General features: G+C 63.4%; 18 protein-coding genes. 5 read left to right on the top strand and 13 right to left on the bottom strand.

The window, feature by feature from the left end:
* Nucleotide 1: 1 nt before the first annotated feature.
* Complete coding sequence (locus LU684_RS05575) at nucleotides 2-1,891, bottom strand: propionyl-CoA synthetase (protein WP_070086769.1); 1,890 nt, start codon at nucleotides 1,889-1,891, stop codon at nucleotides 2-4.
* A gap of 178 nt (nucleotides 1,892-2,069) precedes the next feature.
* On the opposite strand from LU684_RS05575, the gene LU684_RS05580 reads away from it, so the two are divergent.
* Nucleotides 2,070-2,936 (top strand): LysR family transcriptional regulator, encoded by an 867-nt coding sequence (locus tag LU684_RS05580; protein ID WP_023049247.1) that lies wholly within the window; start codon nucleotides 2,070-2,072, stop codon nucleotides 2,934-2,936.
* Here the strand turns inward: LU684_RS05580 and LU684_RS05585 are convergent.
* From LU684_RS05585 to LU684_RS05605, 5 genes are all read right to left on the bottom strand, one after another.
* A complete protein-coding gene (locus LU684_RS05585) occupies nucleotides 2,910-4,064 on the bottom strand; it encodes an HPP family protein (protein ID WP_095114807.1) in 1,155 nt (384 codons plus the stop codon). The two genes, LU684_RS05580 and LU684_RS05585, sit on opposite strands and share 27 nt — an antisense overlap.
* A gap of 270 nt (nucleotides 4,065-4,334) precedes the next feature.
* Nucleotides 4,335-5,654 carry an ATP-binding protein gene (locus LU684_RS05590; protein WP_016485923.1) on the bottom strand — a complete coding sequence of 440 codons (1,320 nt, stop codon included), beginning with the start codon at nucleotides 5,652-5,654 and terminating at the stop codon, nucleotides 4,335-4,337.
* Complete coding sequence (locus tag LU684_RS05595; protein WP_016485922.1) at nucleotides 5,651-6,319, bottom strand: response regulator transcription factor; 669 nt, start codon at nucleotides 6,317-6,319, stop codon at nucleotides 5,651-5,653. Before LU684_RS05595 ends, LU684_RS05590 begins: the two co-directional genes overlap by 4 nt.
* Nucleotides 6,320-6,634 (bottom strand): PepSY domain-containing protein, encoded by a 315-nt coding sequence (locus LU684_RS05600; protein ID WP_016485921.1) that lies wholly within the window; start codon nucleotides 6,632-6,634, stop codon nucleotides 6,320-6,322.
* Nucleotides 6,634-6,942: a PepSY domain-containing protein gene (locus LU684_RS05605; RefSeq protein ID WP_016485920.1), complete on the bottom strand. Its 309-nt coding sequence runs from the start codon at nucleotides 6,940-6,942 to the stop codon at nucleotides 6,634-6,636. Before LU684_RS05605 ends, LU684_RS05600 begins: the two co-directional genes overlap by 1 nt.
* 193 nt (nucleotides 6,943-7,135) lie before the next feature.
* Here LU684_RS05605 and LU684_RS05610 point away from each other — a divergent pair, with 193 nt between their 5' ends.
* Together LU684_RS05610 and queD are read left to right on the top strand one after the other, a co-directional pair.
* A complete protein-coding gene (locus LU684_RS05610; RefSeq protein WP_016485919.1) occupies nucleotides 7,136-8,215 on the top strand; it encodes a patatin-like phospholipase family protein in 1,080 nt (359 codons plus the stop codon).
* Between the two features lie 53 nt (nucleotides 8,216-8,268).
* Nucleotides 8,269-8,625, top strand: coding sequence for a 6-carboxytetrahydropterin synthase QueD (gene queD / locus LU684_RS05615; RefSeq protein ID WP_012271598.1), 357 nt, complete (start codon nucleotides 8,269-8,271; stop codon nucleotides 8,623-8,625).
* 10 nt (nucleotides 8,626-8,635) lie between these two features.
* Here queD and LU684_RS05620 read toward each other — a convergent pair whose 3' ends face one another.
* A complete protein-coding gene (locus LU684_RS05620) occupies nucleotides 8,636-9,118 on the bottom strand; it encodes a DUF1289 domain-containing protein (protein WP_161775554.1) in 483 nt (160 codons plus the stop codon).
* Between the two features lie 406 nt (nucleotides 9,119-9,524).
* Here LU684_RS05620 and acnB point away from each other — a divergent pair, with 406 nt between their 5' ends.
* Nucleotides 9,525-12,134, top strand: coding sequence for a bifunctional aconitate hydratase 2/2-methylisocitrate dehydratase (gene acnB, locus LU684_RS05625; RefSeq protein ID WP_016485917.1), 2,610 nt, complete (start codon nucleotides 9,525-9,527; stop codon nucleotides 12,132-12,134).
* 74 nt (nucleotides 12,135-12,208) lie between these two features.
* On the opposite strand, the gene prpD is transcribed toward acnB, so the two are convergent.
* The 6 genes from prpD to LU684_RS05655 form a co-directional block, all read right to left on the bottom strand.
* Nucleotides 12,209-13,693: a 2-methylcitrate dehydratase gene (prpD, locus tag LU684_RS05630; protein WP_016485916.1), complete on the bottom strand. Its 1,485-nt coding sequence runs from the start codon at nucleotides 13,691-13,693 to the stop codon at nucleotides 12,209-12,211.
* 72 nt (nucleotides 13,694-13,765) lie between these two features.
* Nucleotides 13,766-14,956 (bottom strand): 2-methylaconitate cis-trans isomerase PrpF, encoded by a 1,191-nt coding sequence (prpF, locus tag LU684_RS05635; RefSeq protein ID WP_232894243.1) that lies wholly within the window; start codon nucleotides 14,954-14,956, stop codon nucleotides 13,766-13,768.
* Between the two features lie 150 nt (nucleotides 14,957-15,106).
* Nucleotides 15,107-17,695, bottom strand: a complete 2,589-nt coding sequence (acnD, locus tag LU684_RS05640; protein WP_232894244.1) for a Fe/S-dependent 2-methylisocitrate dehydratase AcnD — start codon at nucleotides 17,693-17,695, stop codon at nucleotides 15,107-15,109.
* 193 nt (nucleotides 17,696-17,888) lie between these two features.
* Nucleotides 17,889-19,016, bottom strand: a complete 1,128-nt coding sequence (prpC, locus tag LU684_RS05645) for a bifunctional 2-methylcitrate synthase/citrate synthase (protein WP_016485913.1) — start codon at nucleotides 19,014-19,016, stop codon at nucleotides 17,889-17,891.
* 58 nt (nucleotides 19,017-19,074) lie between these two features.
* Nucleotides 19,075-19,965, bottom strand: a complete 891-nt coding sequence (gene prpB / locus LU684_RS05650; RefSeq protein ID WP_016485912.1) for a methylisocitrate lyase — start codon at nucleotides 19,963-19,965, stop codon at nucleotides 19,075-19,077.
* Nucleotides 19,962-20,678: a GntR family transcriptional regulator gene (locus tag LU684_RS05655; RefSeq protein ID WP_016485911.1), complete on the bottom strand. Its 717-nt coding sequence runs from the start codon at nucleotides 20,676-20,678 to the stop codon at nucleotides 19,962-19,964. The genes prpB and LU684_RS05655 overlap by 4 nt, the downstream gene beginning before the upstream one ends.
* Nucleotides 20,679-20,984: 306 nt before the next feature.
* On the opposite strand from LU684_RS05655, the gene rloA reads away from it, so the two are divergent.
* The gene (rloA, locus tag LU684_RS05660) at nucleotides 20,985-21,521 is read left to right on the top strand and encodes a retropepsin-like aspartic peptidase RloA (protein WP_016485910.1); all 537 of its coding nucleotides are present in this window, start codon (nucleotides 20,985-20,987) and stop codon (nucleotides 21,519-21,521) included.
* The last annotated feature ends 3 nt before the right edge of the window (nucleotides 21,522-21,524 follow it).

The raw sequence follows: 21,524 nt of genomic DNA on the forward strand, positions 1-21,524 counted from the left end.
ATCAACCCGCCCTGGGCAAATCCGCCAGCACCGCCTCGATCTCCCCAAGCACCGCCGGGTCGTCCAGGGTAGAAGGCGGTACGTAATCCTGCCCATCGGCAATCTTGCGCAGCACCGCGCGCAAGATTTTCCCCGAGCGGGTCTTGGGCAGCCGCTTCACCAGCCGAACCCGGTTGAAACAGGCCAGCGGGCCAATCGACTCGCGCACGCTACCCACCAGGTCCACCAGCAACTGCGCCTCGGCAATGCCCTCGCCGTCCTTGAGGACAACCAGCGCCAACGGCACTTGCCCCTTGATTTCATCATGAACGCCAATCACCGCACACTCGGCCACTGCCGGGTGGCAGGCCACCAGGTCCTCCATTTCGCCGGTAGACAGCCGGTGCCCGGACACGTTGATCACGTCATCCGTGCGCCCCATGATGTAGACAAAACCGTCATCATCCAGAAAGCCGCCGTCGCCCGTGTGGTAATACCCCGGGTAGGTGCGCAGGTAAGCCTGCAAGTAACGCTCGTGGTCGCCCCACAGGGTCTGGCTGCACCCAGGCGGCAGTGGCAAGGCAATGACGATCGAGCCCTGGTGGTTGGGGCCCAGCAAGTGGCCCTCGTCATCCAGCACACGCACGTGATAACCCGGCACCGCCCGGTTGCTTGAGCCCGGCTTCGCCGCACTGCCTTCCAGCCCCACACAGGGCGCGGTGACCGGCCAGCCGGTCTCGGTCTGCCACCAGTGGTCGTGCACCGGTTTGCCAGTGACCCGCTCCAGCCATTCATGGGTGCTGGAATCGAGCTTCTCACCCGCCAGGAACAGCTGGCGCAGCGAGCTGAGGTCGTGCCTGCGGATCAACTCGCCCTCCGGATCTTCCTTGCGGATGGCACGCATGGCGGTAGGCGCACAGAACAGCGCGTTGACCTTGTACTGCTCCACCACCCGCCAGTAGGCCGAAGCATCCGGGGTGCGGATCGGCTTGCCTTCGTAAAACACGGTGGTGCAGCCGCTCATCAGCGGCCCATAGACGATCAGCGAATGGCCGACCACCCACCCTACATCGGAAATGCCCCACCACACGTCGCCGGCCTGCATGCCATAGATATGGCGCATGGCATAGCACAGCGCCACGGCATTGCCGCCATTTTCCCGGACGATGCCCTTGGGTTTGCCGGTGGTACCCGAGGTGTACATGATGTACAGCGGGTCGCCGGCATCCAGCTCGACCGGTGCCACCGGCTGGGCGCCGGCCAACGCTGCCTGCCAGTCCAGGTCGCGGCCTGGGTGCAGTGCAGCCTGCGCCTGCGGTCGTTGCAGCACCAGCACATTGCGCGGCTGGTGCCGGGCCAGCTGCAGGGCGCGGTCGACCAGCGGCTTATAGGCAATCACCTTGTCGAATTCCAGCCCGCAAGATGCCGTCAACAGCAGCGTGGGCCGGGCGTCATCGATGCGCAAAGCCAGCTCGTTGGCGGCAAAGCCGCCGAACACCACCGAATGCACTGCACCGATCCGCGCGCAGGCCAGCATGGCCATGGCCGCTTGCGGCACCATGGGCATATAGATGATCACCCCGTCGCCCTTTGTCACCCCTAGCTGGCGCAGCAAACCGGCCAGTTGCGCCACTTCATCGCGCAGCTGGTTGTAGGTGTAGGCCTGCTGCACGCCGGTGACTGGCGAATCGTAGACCAGCGCCAACTGCTCGCCACGGCCCTGCTCGATCTGGTGATCGAGGGCCAGGTAGCAACTGTTCAGGCGGCCGTCGGCGAACCAGCGGTGGGTACCGTCGGGGTTGTCTTGCAGGATGACGGCAGGCTTGCGGTGCCAGGCCAGGTGCGCGGCCTGTTCCGCCCAGAAAGCGGCAGGGTCGGAAATGGAATGGGCGTAGCTGTGCTGATAGCTCATATCGAAGGGAACCCGGTACTTGTTGTTATTGAAGGGCGAACCCTGAGTATGGACCGCTACACCCGCGCCGCCAGGGGACTAAAGTCACAACCGACCTGCAAATTTGCAGACAACGCAAAAACGCCCCATAACGGTGCAAAGCCTCTAGAATAGGCCACCCTCAGCCACCGAGCAGCCCATGGACATCGATCAGGCCCGAACCTTCCTGGAAATCGTGCGTTGCGGCAGCCTGGTCGCCGCCGCCGAACGCCTGTTCGTGTCACAAACGGCCATAACCGCCAGGGTTCAGCGCCTGGAGCAGCAACTGGGCTGCCAGCTGTTCGTGCGCAGCCGCAACGGCGCCAGCCTGACCAGCGATGGCGAGGCATTCGTCAGTTATGCCAACCAGCTGGTACAAACCTGGGAAGCGGCGCGACGTGACCTGCCGCTACCTGAGGGCTGCCAGCAAGTGCTGCATGTGGGGGGAGAAGTGAGCCTGGGCAACCCGATGCTGCTCGACTGGGTCAGCGCCCTGCACCGTGAGCTGCCCAGCCATGCCATCCGCAGCGAGGTGAGCGACGGCGAGTCGCTGCTGCGCAAGGTCGAGATGGGTTTGCTGGACGCTGCGCTGGTGTACCAGCCGACCTACGGGCCGGGCCTGCAGGTGGAACAGTTGATGGAAGAGAAGCTGATCCGCGTGCGCCGGGTCGACCGGCCAGAGCCCTATGTCTACATCGACTGGGGCGAGGCCTTCCGCCGCCAGCACGATGCCGCCCTGCCCGACTGCGCCCGCCCGGCGCTCAGCTTCAACCTGGGCCCACTGGCCTTGCAGTTCATCCTCGATCAGGGCGGCAGCGGTTATTTTCGTACGCGGGTGGTGCAGGCTTACCTGGACAGTGGCGTGTTCGAGCGGGTACCGCAGGCACCGGAATTCACCTACCCGACCTTTCTGGTATACCCACGCAAGCGCGACAGCGAGGCCCTGCAACAGGCCTTCGCCATCCTGCGCCGGCTGGTCGCCGCCGGCGCCAGCGACTGGTCACAACGCTGGGACCCGGTTATCTGAGGCCACGGCTTTGCTGAGCAGTTGCCGCTTGAGGCCGGCGATGAGGTCGGTCTGGGTGATTACCCCCACCAACTGGTCGCCATCGAGCACCGGCAGGCAGTGCAGACCTTGCTCGCACAGCAACGGCAGCAAGCACTCAAGCGGGTGCTGACTGCTGACACTGACCACCCGCCGGCTCATCACCTGCTCCATGCGTACCGCCTTGCGGCCGAACAGCCCCCGCCAGCTGAAGCGGCCATGCTGCATCGCCGGGCCCACCAGGTCGCTAAGGCTGACGATGCCCACCAGCCTGCCCTGTTGCAACACCGGCAGGGTTTTCAGGTGGTGGCTGGCCAGCATTTTCCAGGCCTGCTCGAGGGTAGTCTGGGGCGTGGCAAACTGAACATCGCGCGACATTACCGAGGCCGCGGTAATACCGCCAAGGCTGCGCTGCAGGGCGTGCTGCTCGGTGGCCAGGAGGATGCGCTCCAGCTCGTCACGGGTAACGTCGACGAACTCACCCAACTCTTCGAGGGCCTGGTCCAGGTCCTCGCCACGGATGCCGACCCGTTCACTGGGCTGTCGGTCGTGGGTGTGGTGCGAGTCTTTGCGTACCGCGACGCCTTTCGGGTAGCGCACCCCGGTGAGGCGGTTGTAGAGCACCGCCACGCTCACCAGGATCAGTGCATTGAGCAGGATCGGCTCAAGCAGGTGATCACCCATGGCGGTCAGCCCTGTGTCGGCCAGCACTGCACTCACCGCCACCCCGCCACCCGGCGGGTGCAGGCAGCGCAGCAGGCACATGACCAGGATCGAGATACCCAGGGCCGCAGCGGCCACCCACAGTTCCGGGCCAAAGCCTTGGCGCAGGGCCAGGCCGACCGCGCCAGCCAGCGCGTAGCTACCCAGCACCGGCCAAGGTTGGGCCAATGGACCGGAATGCACGGCGAATACCAGCACTGCCGAGGCAGCCAGCGGGCCCAGCAGGTGCAAGGCGATGTCGGGACCGTAGGCCATGCTGGTCAGCCAGCCCGCAAGGAACAAACCGAACACCGCACCGATACCGGCACGCAACCATTCTTTTGCAGGGGTATTCAGAGGCGCCGGCAACAGGCGCTGCAGACGGTTTTCGGAACGCGAGGCAGACATTTAGGTAATCGGGATCTTTGCTATTTCTGATTAAAAAGAAAGCCCAGCCGAGCTGGCCTGGGCCTCGTATTGCGCGTGCAATACCACAAGGGGCTCCGTCCGTGGAGAGATGGAAACCGCAGGGTTTCGTGAGGGGGATTTTGCCGGGTGGAGGGAAATTGGGCTAATTCAAAAAACTGCGGCTGTACTGCAATTTTTTTGCAGTACTGATAGGGCCAAAGGGGCGCTGCGCGGCCTTGTGTCGCGATGGGCCGCACAGCGGCCCCTGCATTACCGGGCCTTGCGCGGCAGGTCAATGCTCACGCGCAATCCGCCCAGCGGGCTCTCTTCCAAGGCCAGTTGCCCGCCCCAGGCGTCGACGATATCGCGCACGATGCCCAAGCCCAGGCCATGCCCGTCCACCTGCTCGTCCAACCGCGAACCACGCTCCAGCACTTGCTGGCGCTGGCCCTCAGGGATGCCGGGACCGTCGTCATCGACCCACAGCTGATAACCCTCGGCACTAGGCGCAATACCCAGTCGCACCTCGCTGTCAGCCCACTTGCAGGCGTTATCCAGCAGGTTGCCCAGCAGCTCCAGGAAGTCTTCACGGTCCCATGGCAATAACAGCCCGGGCGGCACATCACTTGCCAACAGCAGGCCTTCTCCGTGAATCATGCCCAACGTGCCCAGCAACCCCGGTAGCTCGGCGTCACAATCGAACTGCGCGCCTGGCAACGCGTCACCCGCCAGCCGCGCACGGTTCAGCTCGCGCGCCAGCCGCTGCTGAATCTGCTCCAGCTGCTCGCGCATCTGCGCGCGGACTTCGGGCAAATCCTTCAGACGCTCGCTGGAGGCCAGGCTCAGCAGCACTGCCAACGGCGTCTTCAGCGCATGCCCCAGGTTGCCCAAGGCATTGCGCGAACGGCGCAGGCTATCTTCGGTATGGCTGAGCAGGTGGTTGACCTGCCCCACCAGTGGCGCCAATTCGCTGGGCACCTCCTCATCCAGCTGCGAGCGCTGGCCCTGCTGCAGTTGGGCGATTTGCTGGCGTGCCCGCTCCAGCGGCCGCAGCGAGCGGGTAACCGTGATGCGCTGCAGCACCAGGACCAGGATCAGGGCCACCAACCCCATGCCCAGGCCGATCTGCTGCAAGCGCCGGAAGCCTTCGCGCACCGGCGAATAGTCCTGCGCCACGCTGATCGAGATGTCCTGGCCCAGGCGCCGGTAGTCGGCGCGCAGGGCCAACAGTTGCTGGCCTTCCGGGCCGAGTTCATGACTGTCGGAGAGCCCGGGCGCCGAAGGTTTCGGCATGTCCAGATCCCACAGCGAACGGGACCTCCAGGTACCTTTGTCGAAATCGATGCGGAAGTAGTAACCGGAAAAGGGCCGCTGGTAGGCAGCCGAAATACGGCGCTCATCCAGCTGCAGGCCGGACGGGCCACGCACCAATGCCACCAGCAGGTTCTCGCTTTCCTTGCGCAGGCCGTTTTCCAGGTAGCGCTGCAGGCCGGCTTCGAACAGCCACAGAGTCAGTTGCGCCAGCACCACGCCCACCACCACCAGCACCGCCACCAGGCCAAGGCTCAGGCGGGCCTGGATCGACTTCACTCAGCGCTCCCGGCATAGATATAGCCCTGCCCGCGACGGGTCTCGATCACGCTACGGCCCAGCTTGCGCCGCAAGTGATTGACGTGCACTTCCAACACGTTGGAGTCACGCTCGGTTTCACCATCGTAAAGGTGCTCGGCCAAGTGGCTCTTGGACAGGATCTGCTGCGGGTGCAGCATGAAGTAACGCAGCAGCCGGAACTCCGCAGCAGTCAGCTGCACATCCACGCCATCACGGCTCACGCACTGACGGCTTTCATCCAGGTGCAGCCCGGCCGCCTCCAGTTTCGGCTGGTTGGCCAGGCCCCGGGCACGCCGCAGCAACGCCTGGATACGCAATTGCAGCTCCTCCGGGTGAAACGGTTTGCTCAGGTAGTCATCGGCCCCGGCCTTCAACCCTTCGATGCGCTCGGCCCAGGAGCCACGGGCGGTGAGGATCAGCACCGGGGTGGCCAGGCCGGCAGCGCGCCACTGGGCCAGTACGTCCAGGCCCGGCAAGCCAGGCAGGCCAAGGTCGAGAATGATCAGGTCGTAGGGTTCGCTCTGGCCTTGGTAGACCGCGTCTCGGCCGTCGGCCAGCCAGTCCACGGCATAGCCCTGGCGCTGCAGGCCAGCAGTCAGTTCGTCGGCCAGCGGGACGTTGTCCTCGACAAGCAACAGGCGCATTCAGTCGTCTTCCTCGTCTTTGAGCAGGGCACCGGTGCTGGCATCGAGCTTGATCTCGCGCACCACACCTTCAGCCGTCAGCAGCTCGACTTCATATTCGTAGCGATCGTCGTCTTCTTCCAGCTCGGCTTCCAGCAGGCGCGCCCCGGGGTAACGCCCCAAGGCGGTTTCCAGCAATTGCTCAAGCGGCAGGATGACGCCCTTCTGGCGAAGCTTCAGGGCTTCGTCCTGGTCAAGGTCGCGGGCAGCGGCCAGAGAGCATACGGCCAACAGCGCCAGCGCGAGGTAGCGCGCTGGCCGCGGTAAGTGAATCATCAGCTGTCCCGCTCGTCCTTCAGCACTTCACCGGTCTTGGCGTCCAGGTCGACGTCCCATTCGACGTTCTGGGTGTCACGCATCTCTACCTTGTAGATGTAGCGACCGTATTCGTTTTCCAGCTCAGAGTCGGTGACGGTGGCCCCGGGGTGCTTGGCCACGGCGGCGGCTTTGAGCTCATCCAGCGACTTGATGGTCTTGGCGTTGACCAGCTTGACCACTTCGTCAGGCTGTACATCCTTGGCGAAAGCAGCATTGGCACCCAGGGCGAGGGCGGTGGCGGCGAACAGGGCAGTCAAGGTTTTCATCGTTCTTCTCTCCTGAGAACTGTGTAAGTTGTCTACGCAATCAAGACTAACCACCGGTCCTTAATTGAACCTGAAAACAGCTGGCGGCATGATAGCGCAGTTACACCTTCAGACAGACTCGGTCTGCAGCTGGTGCAGCCAGTTGTGTAGGCTATGACGGCCCTTTCGCACCGACATGCCCGAGAGATCCGTCATGAGCGCCATCCACATCAAGTACCCTGCCCTCACCTTCAAGGCCGGCCAGCGTGCCCTGCAACACATCCGCGAGCGCGGCCTGCAGGCCGCCGATGTCGGGGTGCTGCCGGGTGCAGCCGGTGGGCCCAAGCCGCTGGGTATCCAGGGGCTGGACCTGGCACTGTTCGGCGAGTGGCTGCCTTCGGCACCCCGCCAGCGCGCCCTGATAGGCGCTTCGATCGGTGCTTGGCGCTTCGCCAGCGCCTGCCTCGAGGACCCCATCGCCGGTATCCGTCGGCTGGGCGAGCTGTACACCGAACTGGATTTTGCCAAGGGCGCCACCCCGGCCGAAATCAGCCACAGTTGCCAACGCATGCTCGACGACCTGCTGCAGGGCCGTGACGCCCAACTGCTGGCCAACCCGCACTATCACCTGAATATCCTGGTAGTGAAAAGCCACGGCCAGCTTGCCCACGACCATCGCGGCCGGCTGGGCCTGGGCCTGGGCTCGGTAGTTGCCAGCAACCTGCTTGGCCGTTCACGGCTGGCGCGCCACTTCGAGCGCATCATCCTGCATGACGGGCGCGCCGCGCCGCCGCTCGACGCACTGACCGACTTCCCCTCCCGCTACCTGCCGCTGGACCTGACCAACCTGCGCCACGCCCTGCTGGCCTCGGGTTCGATCCCCATGGTCATGCACGGCGTGAAAGACATCCCCGGCGCTGGCGCCGGCACCTACCGCGACGGCGGCCTGCTCGACTACCACCTCGACCTGCCCTACCGTGGCGACGATCTGGTGCTGTACCCGCACTTCACCGACAAGGTGGTACCGGGCTGGTTCGACAAAGCCTTGCCTTGGCGCAAGGGCGATGCCACCCGCCTGCAGAACGTGCTGCTGATGACCCCTTCGCCGCAGTACCTGGCCGCCCTGCCCTACGGCAAGCTGCCCGACCGCAACGACTTCAAGCGCTTCCTGGGCGATGCACCAGGCCGCAAGCGCTATTGGTACAAGGCCATCGCTGAAAGCCAGCGCCTGGGCGACGAGCTGCTGGAGCTGGTCGCCACCGGGCGGCTGCATGAACGCCTGCAAGCCTTGTAACGGCCATGCTGGTAGACTGCGCGCATTATTGATTCACACAGAGTTATGACAGCGTGGAAATTTTCAAAGAATTCACATTCGAATCGGCCCATCGCCTGCCCCACGTCCCTGAAGGGCACAAATGCGGCCGCCTGCATGGCCACTCGTTCAAGGTCGGCCTGCACCTGACCGGCCCGCTCGACCCGCACACGGGCTGGATCCGCGACTTCGCCGAGGTCAAGGCGATCTTCAAGCCCATTTACGAGCAACTGGACCACAATTACCTGAACGACATCCCTGGCCTGGAAAACCCGACCAGCGAAGTGATCGCCAAGTGGATCTGGGACCAGGTCAAGCCGCTGATGCCAGAGCTGTCGAAGGTGCGCATCCACGAAACCTGCACCAGTGGTTGCGAATATACCGGCGACTGATTCGCCCTGCTCACTGGCCCTGCGCGCTGCCCATGGCATCGCGCAGGAAGCTGGGGGCGATGTAGCGCTGGTAATGCGCTTCTGAAAGCAGGAAGAACTCGCGATCGATGGCGTCGCGCAGTTGCGGCAGTTCCCAGCCACGGAACTCCGGCAGCAACACCATGCCGTAGGCCTCCAGGTCACGGATCATCCGCGCCCCGCGGGCTATCAGCTGGTAAGCCCAGCAATATTCCGACTGCTGATCGACAAAGCGGATGGAGCGCTGCTCCAGTTGCTGGCGCAACAGGCTTTTGTCGAACACTTCCAGCTTGGCCATCATCACCTGTACCAGCAACTGCTCAAGGCGCAGCCACACCGCACGCTTCTGCGCGTCGTCGTAGCCGTTCCAGTTGATCACTTCGTGGTGAAAACGCTTGCAGCCACGGCACACCGTGTCTCCGTACACCGTGGAGCACAGGCCGACGCAAGGGGTTTTGATGGACTTGTTGGACATGAAAAACAACAGCTTGGCGGTGGAACACCGGCCCATGTTAGCCCTTTGTCTAACCAGGGTCACTCGTTAAAGTCATGTTCACCGCCTTACCTTCGGGCTTTTTTTGCCGTAGAATCATCCGGCCTTTTCGAAGGCAACAATGTCCGTTGGAAGCTGTTTTCAAAGCGTCACGAGCACAGTTAATCCGGTAGAACGGCGTTGGCCCGGGCCATGCACCCCTCGCATGCCCGTGCCAGCCCTCATCAGCTCCCCGTTCTGCAGGCGTAAAACTTTGAAAGCAGCTTCTGTAAGGATTCTTTGCGACTCTGGCTGGGCGGCCCACAAAGCCGGCGCAGCGCATGGGTGCATTGAATGCTGGATAAGCGTCCCGGACCCCCTTTAGGGACCACTGATGAGGGAAATAACTGTGCTTGAAGCCTACCGCAAACACATCGAAGAGCGTGCCGCCCTGGGTATCGTGCCCCAGCCGCTGAACGCCGAACAAACTGCAGGCCTGGTCGAGCTGCTGAAAAACCCGCCGGCCGGCGAAGAAGCCTTCCTCGTAGACCTGATCACCAACCGCGTACCGCCAGGGGTCGACGAAGCTGCCTACGTCAAGGCCGCTTTCCTCTCTGCTGTTGCCAAGGGCGAAGCCAAGTCGCCACTGATCGACCGCAAGCACGCCACCGAACTGCTGGGCACCATGCAGGGCGGCTACAACATCGAAACGCTGGTCGCACTGCTGGATGACGCCGAACTGGGCGCCGTCGCGGCCGAACAGCTCAAGCACACCCTGCTGATGTTCGATGCCTTCCACGACGTGGCCGAAAAAGCCAAGGCCGGCAACGCTCACGCCAAGGCCGTGCTGGACTCCTGGGCTGCCGGCGAGTGGTTCACCGCCCGCCCGGCCATCGCCGAGAAGTACACCCTGACCGTGTTCAAGGTGCCTGGCGAAACCAACACCGACGACCTGTCGCCTGCTCCGGACGCCTGGTCGCGCCCTGACATCCCGCTGCACGCCCTGGCCATGCTGAAAATGGCCCGCGACGGCATCGAGCCGCAGCAGCCTGGTTCGGTCGGCCCGCTGGCACAGATCGAAGCCGTCAAGGCCAAGGGCTTCCCGGTTGCCTATGTAGGTGACGTGGTCGGTACCGGCTCCTCGCGTAAATCCGCTACCAACTCGGTACTGTGGTTCTTCGGCGACGACATTCCGTACGTGCCGAACAAGCGCGCCGGTGGCTTCTGCTTCGGCACCAAGATCGCCCCGATCTTCTACAACACCATGGAAGACGCCGGCGCCCTGCCGATCGAATTCGACTGCACCAACCTGGGCATGGGCGACGTCATCGATGTTTACCCTTACAAAGGTGAAGTACGCCGTCACGGCAGCGACGAACTGGTCACCAACTTCGAGCTGAAAACCGAAGTGCTGCTGGACGAAGTCCGCGCTGGCGGCCGTATCCCGCTGATCGTTGGCCGTGGCCTGACCGAAAAAGCCCGCGCCGAGCTGGGCCTGGGTGCTTCCGACCTGTTCAAGAAACCCGAGCAGCCTGCCGATTCCGGCAAGGGCTTCACTCTGGCGCAGAAAATGGTTGGCCGTGCCTGTGGCCTGCCAGAAGGCCAGGGCGTGCGCCCAGGTGCTTACTGCGAGCCGAAGATGACCACCGTCGGTTCCCAGGACACCACTGGCCCGATGACCCGCGACGAGCTGAAAGACCTGGCGTGCCTGGGCTTCTCCGCTGATCTGGTCATGCAGTCGTTCTGCCACACCGCGGCCTATCCGAAGCCGATCGACGTCACCACCCACCACACCCTGCCAGACTTCATCCGCACCCGTGGCGGCGTGTCGCTGCGCCCAGGCGACGGTATCATCCACAGCTGGCTGAACCGCATGCTGATGCCTGACACCGTCGGTACCGGCGGCGACTCGCACACCCGCTTCCCGATCGGCATCTCGTTCCCGGCCGGTTCCGGCCTGGTGGCCTTCGCCGCCGCCACCGGCGTCATGCCGCTGGACATGCCAGAGTCGATCCTGGTGCGCTTCAAGGGCAAACTGCAACCCGGCATCACCCTGCGTGACCTGGTGCATGCCATCCCTTACTACGCCATCCAGAAAGGCCTGCTGACCGTCGAGAAGAAAGGCAAGAAAAACGCCTTCTCCGGCCGCATCCTGGAAATCGAAGGCCTGGACGAACTCACCGTCGAGCAAGCCTTCGAGCTGTCCGACGCCTCGGCCGAGCGTTCCGCTGCCGGTTGCACCATCAAGCTGCCAGAGAAGGCCATTGCCGAGTACCTGACGTCCAACATCACCCTGCTGCGCTGGATGATCGGCGAAGGCTACGGCGATGCCCGCACCCTGGAGCGCCGCGCCCAGGCCATGGAAGCCTGGCTGGCCAACCCTGAGCTGCTGTCGGCCGACGCCGATGCCGAGTACGCCGAAATCATCGAAATCGACCTGGCCGACGTCAAAGAGCCCGTGCTCTGCGCGCCGAACGACCCGGACGACGCCCGCCTGCTGTCTTCGGTACAGGGCGAGAAGATCGACGAAGTGTTCATCGGTTCGTGCATGACCAACATCGGCCACTTCCGCGCTGCCGGCAAGCTGCTGGAGAAGGTCAAGGGCGGTATCCCGACCCGCCTGTGGCTGGCTCCGCCAACCAAGATGGATGCTCACCAGCTGACCGAAGAAGGCTACTACGGCATCTACGGCAAGGCCGGTGCGCGCATGGAAATGCCAGGCTGCTCGCTGTGCATGGGTAACCAGGCGCGTGTGCAGACCGGTTCGACCGTGGTCTCCACTTCGACCCGTAACTTCCCGAACCGTCTGGGCGATGCTACCAACGTGTACCTGGCATCGGCCGAGCTGGCTGCTGTCGCTTCGATCATCGGCAAGCTGCCGACCGTCGAAGAGTACATGCAGTACGCGAAAGACATCGACAGCATGGCTGCCGATGTATACCGCTACCTGAGCTTCGACCAGATCGCCGAGTTCCGCGAAGCGGCAGCCAACGCCAAGATCCCGGTGGTTCAGGCCTAAGCTGAGTTACAGGTTGTAAAGAAAGCCCCGGCAGCGATGCCGGGGCTTTTTTGTTTCAGGCTGTACTGGCAACCTCAGATCACAAACAAATCCACAAACCTGTGCACCGCCATCCCCTCCAGCCGCTGCTGGTCCTTGCACACATTCACAATCTGCGCACACCGCTGACGGGCAAATCGGGTCCCCAGGTTTGCCCTGAACTTGGCCTCCAGCAGCGGTATGCCCTCCCCGCGCCGCCGCCGGTGCCCGATCGGGTACTCCACCACGACCTGCGCGGTACTGCTGCCATCCTTGAAAAACACCTGCAGCGCGTTGGCAATCGAGCGCTTGTCCGGCTCCAGATACTCGCGACTGAAGCGCGGGTCTTCCACCACCTCCATCTTCTCGCGCAGGCGGTCGATGCTCGGGTGGTTGGCATGGAAGGCATCCTCATAATGCTCGGCCATCAAATGACCAAAGATCAGCGGTATCGCCACCATGTACTGCAGGCAGTGGTCACGATCGGCAGCATTGGCCAGCGGCCCACTCTTGGAAATGATGCGGATCGCCGACTCCTGAGTGGTGATGACAATACGGTCGATTTCATGCAGGCGGTTGCGCACCAGTGGATGCAGGGTTACCGCCGCCTCGCAGGCGGTCTGGGCGTGGAATTCGGCAGGGAAACTGACCTTGAACAGCACGTTTTCCATCACGTAGCTGCCCAAGGCCTGCGACACACGCAGCGCCTGCTGCCCGGCAGGTTTGAGTGCCAGGTCTTTGTTGGTATGGCTGAACAAGACGTCGTAGAAGCCCCACTGCGGGGCCGTGAGCACGCTCGGCACGCCCATTTCCCCGCGCAGGGCGATATCGGCCAGGCGCACGCCCCGGCTGGAAGCATCACCAGCGGCCCAGGACTTGCGCGAACCTGCATTGGGCGCGTGGCGGTAGGTACGCAGGGCCTGACCGTCGACAAAGGCGTGGGACAAGGCCGAGAGCATCTGCTCGCGATTGGCCCCCATCAGCCTGGCACACACGGCGGTTGAAGCCACCTTCACCAGAATCACATGATCGAGGCCGACGCGGTTGAATGAATTTTCCAGTGCCAGCACACCCTGGATCTCATGCGCCATGACCATGGCCTCAAGCACATCACGCATCAGCAGCGGTGCCTCACCTGCGGCTACATGTTTCTGGGACAGGTGATCAGCAACAGCCAGGATACCGCCAAGGTTATCCGAGGGATGAGCCCATTCAGCGGCCAGCCAGGTGTCGTTGTAGTCCAGCCAGCGCACCGTGCAGCCGATGTCCCAGGCAGCCTTGACCGGGTCCAGACGGTAGGCGGTGCCGGGGACGCGGGCACCATTGGGGACCAGCGTGCCTTCCACCTGAGGGCCGAGGAGCTTGGTGCATTCAGGGAAGCGCAGGGCCAGCAGGCCGCAGCCAAGGGTGTCCATAAGGCAATTGCGCGCGGTGTCCAGGGCCTCGAGGGACTCGACCCGGTAACCGAGGGCGTAGTCGGCCAGGGTTTGCAGCACCCGGTCGTAGTCCGGGCGGTCGTTGAGGTCTACGTTGGCGCTCATATCCAGCTCCCTTCAGAATTGCCGGGGCTGCGGTGCAGCCCCAACGAACTAAAGCCGAGCGCCAGTGGTGCTTTAGAAGCTGTCGCCAGGCACGCGAACCCAGCCCTCCATCAGCACGCGAGCACTGCGGCTCATGATTGCCTTGGTTACTGTCCACTCCCCCCCCACCTGCCGCGCCTCGGCCCCGACCCGCAGGGTGCCCGAAGGGTGGCCAAAACGCACAGCGCTACGCTCGCCCCCACCAGCGGCGAGGTTGACCAGCGTGCCCGGAATGGCCGCCGCAGTGCCGATCGCCACCGCCGCCGTACCCATCATGGCATGGTGCAGCTTGCCCATCGACAAGGCCCGCACCAACAGGTCGATATCACTTGCCTGCACCGACTTGCCACTGGACGCAGTGTAGGTGCTCGGTGGCGCAACGAACGCCACTTTTGGTGTGTGCTGACGCCCGGCAGCCTGTTCAACGTTGTCGATCAGCCCCATGCGCACGGCGCCATGGGCGCGAATGGTCTCGAACCGCAGCAGCGAGTGAGGGTCGCCGTTGATGGCGTCCTGCAGTTCGGTACCGGTGTAGCCGAGATCGGCAGCGTTGATAAAAATGGTCGGGATACCAGCATTGATCAAGGTCGCCTTGAAGGTGCCGACACCCGGCACTTCCAGGTCATCAATCAGCTGGCCGGTAGGGAACATGGCGCCGCCGTCGCCGTCTTCATCGGCTGCCGGGTCAAGAAACGCCAGTTGCACCTCGGCGGCCGGGAAGGTCACGCCGTCGAGCTCGAAATCGCCGGTCTCCTGGACTTCACCTTCGGTGATCGGGACGTGGGCGATGATGGTCTTGCCGATATTCGCCTGCCAGATACGCACCGTGGCGATGCCGTTGCGCGGAATGCGCGCCGGGTCGACCAGGCCGCTGCTGATGGCGAACGAACCCACTGCGGCGGACAGGTTGCCGCAGTTGCCGCTCCAGTCGACGAAGGCCTTGTCGATGCTGACCTGGCCGAACAGGTAGTCGACATCGTGCTCAGGCTTGATGCTTTGCGACAGGATCACGGTCTTGCTGGTGCTCGACGTCGCGCCGCCCATGCCGTCGATCTGCTTGCCGTAAGGGTCAGGGCTGCCAATGACCCGCAGCAGCAGTGCGTCGCGCGCGGGGCCGGGGATTTGCGCCTGTTCGGGCAGGTCTTGCAGGCGGAAGAACACGCCCTTGCTGGTGCCGCCACGGATATAGGTAGCGGGGATTTTGATCTGGGGTACATGTGCCATTGTCTTGGGCATCCTGATAGTCCGGTGAAATACCCTGGGGCTGCTATGCAGCCCTTTCGCGACACAAGGCCGCTCCCACAGGTACTGCGCCGCCCGTTGTGGGAGCGGCCTTGTGTCGCGATGGGCCGCAATGCGGCCCCCGATTCATGTTCAGGCGGTCGCTTCGAGGAAGTCCTGGGCAAAGCGCTGCAGCACGCCGCCCGCTTCGTAGATCGACACCTCCTCTGCAGTGTCCAGGCGGCAGGTCACCGGCACTTCCAGGCGCTCGCCAGTGGCGCGGGTAACCACCAACGTCAGGGTCGCCCGTGGCGTACGCGCGCCAATCACGTCATAGGTCTCGCTGCCGTCCAGGCCCAGAGTCTTGCGGTCGGTGCCTGGCTTGAACTCCAGCGGCAATACACCCATGCCCACCAGGTTGGTGCGGTGTATGCGCTCGAAGCCCTCGGCGACAATGGCCTCGACACCCGCCAGGCGCACGCCCTTGGCCGCCCAGTCACGGGACGAACCCTGGCCGTAGTCGGCGCCGGCAACAATGATCAGCGGCTGTTTACGCTGCATGTAGGTCTCGATTGCCTCCCACATGCGGGTGACCTTGCCTTCCGGCTCGATACGCGCCAGCGAGCCCTGCTTCACGCTACCGTCTTCCTTGCGCACCATTTCATTGAACAGCTTGGGGTTGGCGAAGGTGGCACGCTGAGCGGTCAGGTGGTCGCCACGGTGAGTGGCGTAGGAGTTGAAGTCCTCTTCCGGCAAGCCCATCTTCGCCAGGTACTCACCGGCGGCGCTGTCGAGCATGATGGCGTTGGACGGCGACAGGTGGTCGGTGGTGATGTTGTCCGGCAGTACCGCCAGCGGGCGCATGCCGCGCAGGGTACGCTCACCCGCCAATGCGCCTTCCCAGTACGGGGGGCGACGGATGTAGGTGCTCATCGGGCGCCAGTCATACAGCGGCGCCACCTTCGGCCCACGGTCTTCCTCGATGGCGAACATCGGGATATACACCTTGCGGAACTGTTCTGGCTTCACCGCAGCACGCACCACGGCATCAATCTCTTCATCACTCGGCCAGATGTCCTTGAGGCGGATTTCCTTGCCATCGACCACGCCCAGCACATCCTTTTCGATGTCGAAGCGGATGGTACCGGCAATGGCATAGGCCACCACCAGCGGCGGCGAGGCCAGGAAGGCCTGCTTGGCATACGGGTGGATACGCCCGTCGAAGTTGCGGTTGCCCGACAGCACGGCGGTGGCGTACAGGTCTCGGTCGATGATTTCTTGCTGGATCGCCGGGTCCAGGGCACCGGACATCCCGTTGCAGGTGGTGCAGGCGAAGGCGACGATGCCGAAACCGAGTTGCTCCAGCTCCTTCTCCAGCCCCGCTTCTTCCAGGTACAGCTGCACAGCCTTGGAACCTGGCGCCAGCGACGACTTGACCCACGGTTTGCGGGCCAGCCCCAGCCTGTTGGCATTGCGTGCAATCAGGCCAGCGGCGATCACGTTACGCGGGTTGCTGGTGTTGGTGCAGCTGGTGATCGCGGCAATGATTACCGCGCCGTCCGGCATCTGCCCAGGCACCTCTTCCCAGCTGCCGGCGATGCCTTTGGCTGCCAGATCGCTGGTAGCCACGCGAGCGTGCGGGTTGGACGGGCCGGCCATATTGCGCACCACGCTCGCCAGGTCGAAGCGCAGGGTGCGCTCGTAGACGGCGCCACCCAGGCTGTCAGCCCACAGGCCGGTGGCCTTGGCATAGGTTTCCACCAGCTTGACCTGCTGCTCTTCACGGCCGGTCAGGCGCAGGTAGTCGATGGTCTGCTGGTCGATGGCGAACATCGCTGCGGTGGCGCCGTATTCCGGCGCCATGTTGGAAATGGTGGCGCGGTCGCCCAGGGTCAGGGCCCGGGCACCTTCACCGTGAAACTCCAGATAGGCGCCAACTACCTTCTGTTTGCGCAGGAATTCGGTCAGGGCCAGCACCAGGTCGGTGGCGGTGATGTTCGGTGCCAGCTTGCCGGCCAGCTCGACGCCGACGATTTCCGGCAGGCGCATCCAGGAGGCGCGGCCGAGCATCACGTTCTCTGCCTCCAGGCCGCCCACGCCGATGGCGATCACGCCCAAGGCATCAACATGCGGGGTGTGGCTATCGGTGCCGACGCAGGTGTCCGGGTAGGCCACACCGCGGTCGTTGTGGATGACAGGCGACATCTTTTCCAGGTTGATCTGGTGCATGATGCCGTTGCCCGGCTGGATCACGTCGACATTCTTGAACGCCTTCTTGGTCCAGTTGATGAAGTGAAAGCGGTCTTCGTTGCGGCGGTCTTCAATGGCGCGGTTCTTCTCGAAGGCCTGCGGGTCGAAGCCACCGCACTCCACTGCCAGCGAGTGGTCGACGATCAGTTGCACCGGTACCACCGGGTTGACGGCAGCTGGGTCGCCACCCTTGTCGGCAATGGCATCGCGCAGGCCGGCGAGGTCGACCAGCGCGGTCTGGCCGAGGATGTCGTGGCACACCACGCGGGCCGGGAACCATGGGAAGTCGAGGTCGCGCTGGCGCTCGATCAGCTGGCCCAGCGAGGCGTCGAGGGTTGCCGGGTCGCAGCGGCGCACCAGGTTCTCGGCGAGCACGCGGGACGTGTAAGGCAGGCCGTCGTAGGCGCCGGGCTTGATCGCCTCGACCGCCGCACGGGCATCGAAGTAGTCCAGGTCGGTGCCTGGCAGGTGCTTGCGAAATGCTGTGTTCATATCGTTATCAGGCTCGGTCACGGTACGGTCGTGGATAGCTTTCTAATTGCTGTCCTGTGTTGGCTGGTCCGGCTTCATCGCCGGCAAGCCAGCTGCTACAGGTGCAGCGCAAGCCTCAAGGGCGGTGCAACACCTGTAGGCGCTGGCTTGCCGGCGATGAGGCCGGACCAGGCCACCCCACAGGTTCGGTCTGTCAGCGCTGCTCGATGGGCACGAACTGACGCTGCTCGACGCCGACATACTCGGCGCTCGGGCGGATGATGCGGTTGTTGGCGCGCTGCTCGAAGACGTGCGCCGCCCAGCCGGTCAGGCGCGAACAGACGAAGATCGGGGTGAACAGCTTGGTCGGAATGCCCATGAAGTGATAAGCCGACGCATGGTAGAAGTCAGCGTTGGGGAACAGGCGCTTCTGCTCCCACATGGTCTTGTCGATGGCTTCGGAAACCGGGTACAGCACAGTGTCGCCCACTTCGTCAGCCAACTGCTTCGACCAGCCCTTGATCACCTCGTTGCGCGGGTCGGACTCTTTGTAGATGGCGTGGCCAAAGCCCATGATCTTGTCCTTGCGCTCCAGCATGCGCAGCAGCTCGGCAGTGGCTTCCTGCGGGCTCTGGAAACGCTCGATCAACTCCATCGCTGCCTCGTTGGCCCCCCCGTGCAGCGGGCCGCGCAGCGAACCGATGGCGGCCGTGACGCAGGAGTACAGGTCGGACAAGGTCGACGCGCAGACGCGGGCGGTGAAGGTCGAGGCGTTGAACTCGTGCTCGGCGTAGAGGATCAGCGACACATTCATGACCTTGACGTGCAGCTCGCTCGGCTTCTTGCCGTGCAGCAGATGCAGGAAGTGGCCGCCGAGCGTGTCTTCGTCACTGGTGCAGTCGATGCGTACGCCATGGTGGGTAAAGCGGTACCAGTAGCACATCACTGCCGGGAACAGCGCCAGCAAGCGGTCGGTCTTGTCACGCTGGGCTTCAAAGGTCAGCTCTGGCTCCAGGGTGCCCAACACCGAGCAACCGGTGCGCATCACGTCCATCGGGTGAGCGTCACGCGGGATACGTTCCAGTACTTCTTTCAAGGCTTGCGGCAGGTCACGCAGGCCCTTGAGCTTGCGCTTGTAGTCATCCAGCTCGGCCTGGGAGGGTAGTTCGCCGTACAGCAGCAGGTAAGCGACTTCTTCGAATTCGGCACCTGCTGCCAGGTCACGTACGTCGTAACCGCGATAGGTCAGCCCGGCACCGGCCTGGCCCACGGTCGACAGTGCGGTCTGGCCGGCCACCTGACCGCGCAGACCTGCGCCACTGAGTACTTTCGCTTCGGCCATGGTGTTTCTCCTTTCTTGAACTTGTTATGGATTTGCTCTGGCTAATTCGGGGTGTTGCTCAGCCCTTTTTCTGGGCAAACAGCGCGTCGAGGCTCTGCTCGAAGGCGTGATAACCAATGGCATCGTAGAGCTCCATGCGGGTCTGCATGGTGTCAATCACATTTTTCTGGGTGCCGTCGCGGCGCAGCGCGGTGTATACGTTCTCGGCCGCCTTGTTCATGGCTCGGAACGCCGACAGCGGGTACAGCACCAGAGACACGTCGACCGAGGCCAGCTCTTCGGTGGTATACAGCGGCGTGGCGCCGAATTCGGTGATATTGGCCAGAATCGGTGCCTTCACCCGATCAGCGAACGTCTTGTACATCTGCAACTCGGTGATGGCCTCCGGGAAGATCATGTCGGCGCCAGCCTCGATGCACGCCTCGGCGCGATCAAGGGCTGCGTTCAGGCCTTCGACGGCCAGGGCATCGGTACGCGCCATGATCACGAAGCTGTCGTCGCTGCGGGCATCGACGGCCGCCTTGATGCGGTCGACCATTTCCTGCTGGCTGACGATTTCCTTGTTCGGGCGGTGGCCACAGCGTTTGGCGCCAACCTGGTCCTCGATATGGATGGCGGCAGCGCCGAACTTGCTCATCGAGCGCACGGTGCGGGCGACGTTGAAGGCTGACGCACCGAAGCCGGTGTCGACATCCACCAGCAACGGCACGTCGCACACGTCGGTAATCCGGCGCACATCGGTGAGCACGTCGTCCAGGCCGGTGATGCCCAGGTCCGGCAGGCCCAGCGAGCCTGCGGCCACACCGCCACCGGACAGGTAGATGGCCTTGAAGCCGGCGCGCTTGGCCAGCAGCGCATGGTTGGCGTTGATGGCGCCAACCACCTGCAGTGGATGCTCGGCGGCAACGGCATCGCGAAAACGCTGACCGGGGGTGCTCTTCACAGTCATTTCTCACCTCGTGGGCTGTTGTTGTGGGCGTCCAGATAGTGACGCTCGATGTTGCGCTTGGACGCGCCGATGTGGCGGCGCATCAGGAGTTCGGCCAGCTCGCCGTCACGGTCGGCGATGGCATCGAGTATGCGGTGGTGTTCGGCAAACGCCTGGCGTGGCCGATTGGGCGTGGCAGAGAACTGGATGCGATACATGCGCACCAATTGGTACAGTTCGCCGCACAGCATCTTGACCAAGGTCTGGTTGCCGCTGCCCTGGATGATCCGGTAATGGAAGTCGTAGTCGCCTTCCTGCTGGTAGTAACCCAGGCCGGCCTGAAACGCAGCATCGCGCTCATGGGTATCGAGCACCCGGCGCAGTTCGTCGATGTCGCCTTGGCTCATGCGCTCGGCAGCCAGGCGGCAGGCCATGCCTTCCAGCGACTCGCGAATTTCGTAGAGCTCGATCAGCTCGGCGTGGTTCAACGACACCACGCGCGCCCCAACATGCGGCACGCGCACTAACAGGCGCTGGCCCTCCAGGCGGTGGATGGCCTCGCGCAGCGGCCCGCGGCTGATGCCGTAGGTGCGCGCCAGCTCCGGCTCGGAAATCTTGCTGCCGGGGGCGATTTCGCCCTTGACGATGGCCGCCTGAATGCGCCTGAAGACGTTTTCAGACAAGGTTTCCGTTTCGTCTGTCAGCACCGGGCTGGGGGTGGAAAGGTCCTGCATATTGTCGACACCTTGAAAATCTATTCGCCAGAAATTAGCGAACTAAAGCGACCCAGTCAAAGAAAAAATGAATATTGTCGACAATCGTCTAAGAACGAACTAACCCCGCCCAGGTGATGTCAGATCGCGCACCGCTGGCGTCAAGACGTCGGCGTGATAGAATGCCGCGCCTCCGTTGGGGTATGGATAGCCTGTCTGTCATACATTCATGCTTGTTGACAGATACAAGAGGAAGGTTGCGCAGTCGTTGCCAGTCGCCTTGACCAGAACCTTGCCTAGAACCTTGCACTGCACCGCGCCAGGATTATGAGACTTACACCCGTTTTATTGCTGCTATGCCTCACCCTGCTGCCGGCCCTTGGCCAAGCTGCGGGCAAGACCGTCTATGGCCTGAACGAATATGCACGGCTGGGCGACCTGGACCTGGAAGTGGCTGCCAAGCTCGACACCGGTGCCAAGACCGCCTCGCTCAGCGCCCGTGACATCAAGCGCTTCAAGCGCAACGGCGAAAGCTGGGTGCGCTTCTACCTGGCCATCGATGCTGCCCATTCACACCCGATCGAGCGTCCGCTGGCACGCGTGAGCAAGATCAAGCGCCGGGCCGGCGACTATGATGCCGAATCGGGCAAGGCCTACACGGCACGCCCGGTCATCGAACTTGAAATCTGCATGGGCCAGGCCATGCGCACCATCGAAGTCAACCTCACCGACCGCAGCGCCTTCCAGTTCCCGCTGCTGATCGGCTCCGAGGCGCTCAAGCACTTCGACGCGCTGGTCGACCCAAGCCTTAAATATGCGGCCGGCAAACCTGCCTGTGCCACCGACGCTCCCAAAGCAGAGTAATCC

Origin of the sequence: Pseudomonas sp. NMI542_15, from assembly GCF_021283425.1 — a bacterium.
GTDB classification, from domain to species: Bacteria; Pseudomonadota; Gammaproteobacteria; order Pseudomonadales; family Pseudomonadaceae; genus Aquipseudomonas; species Aquipseudomonas fortuita.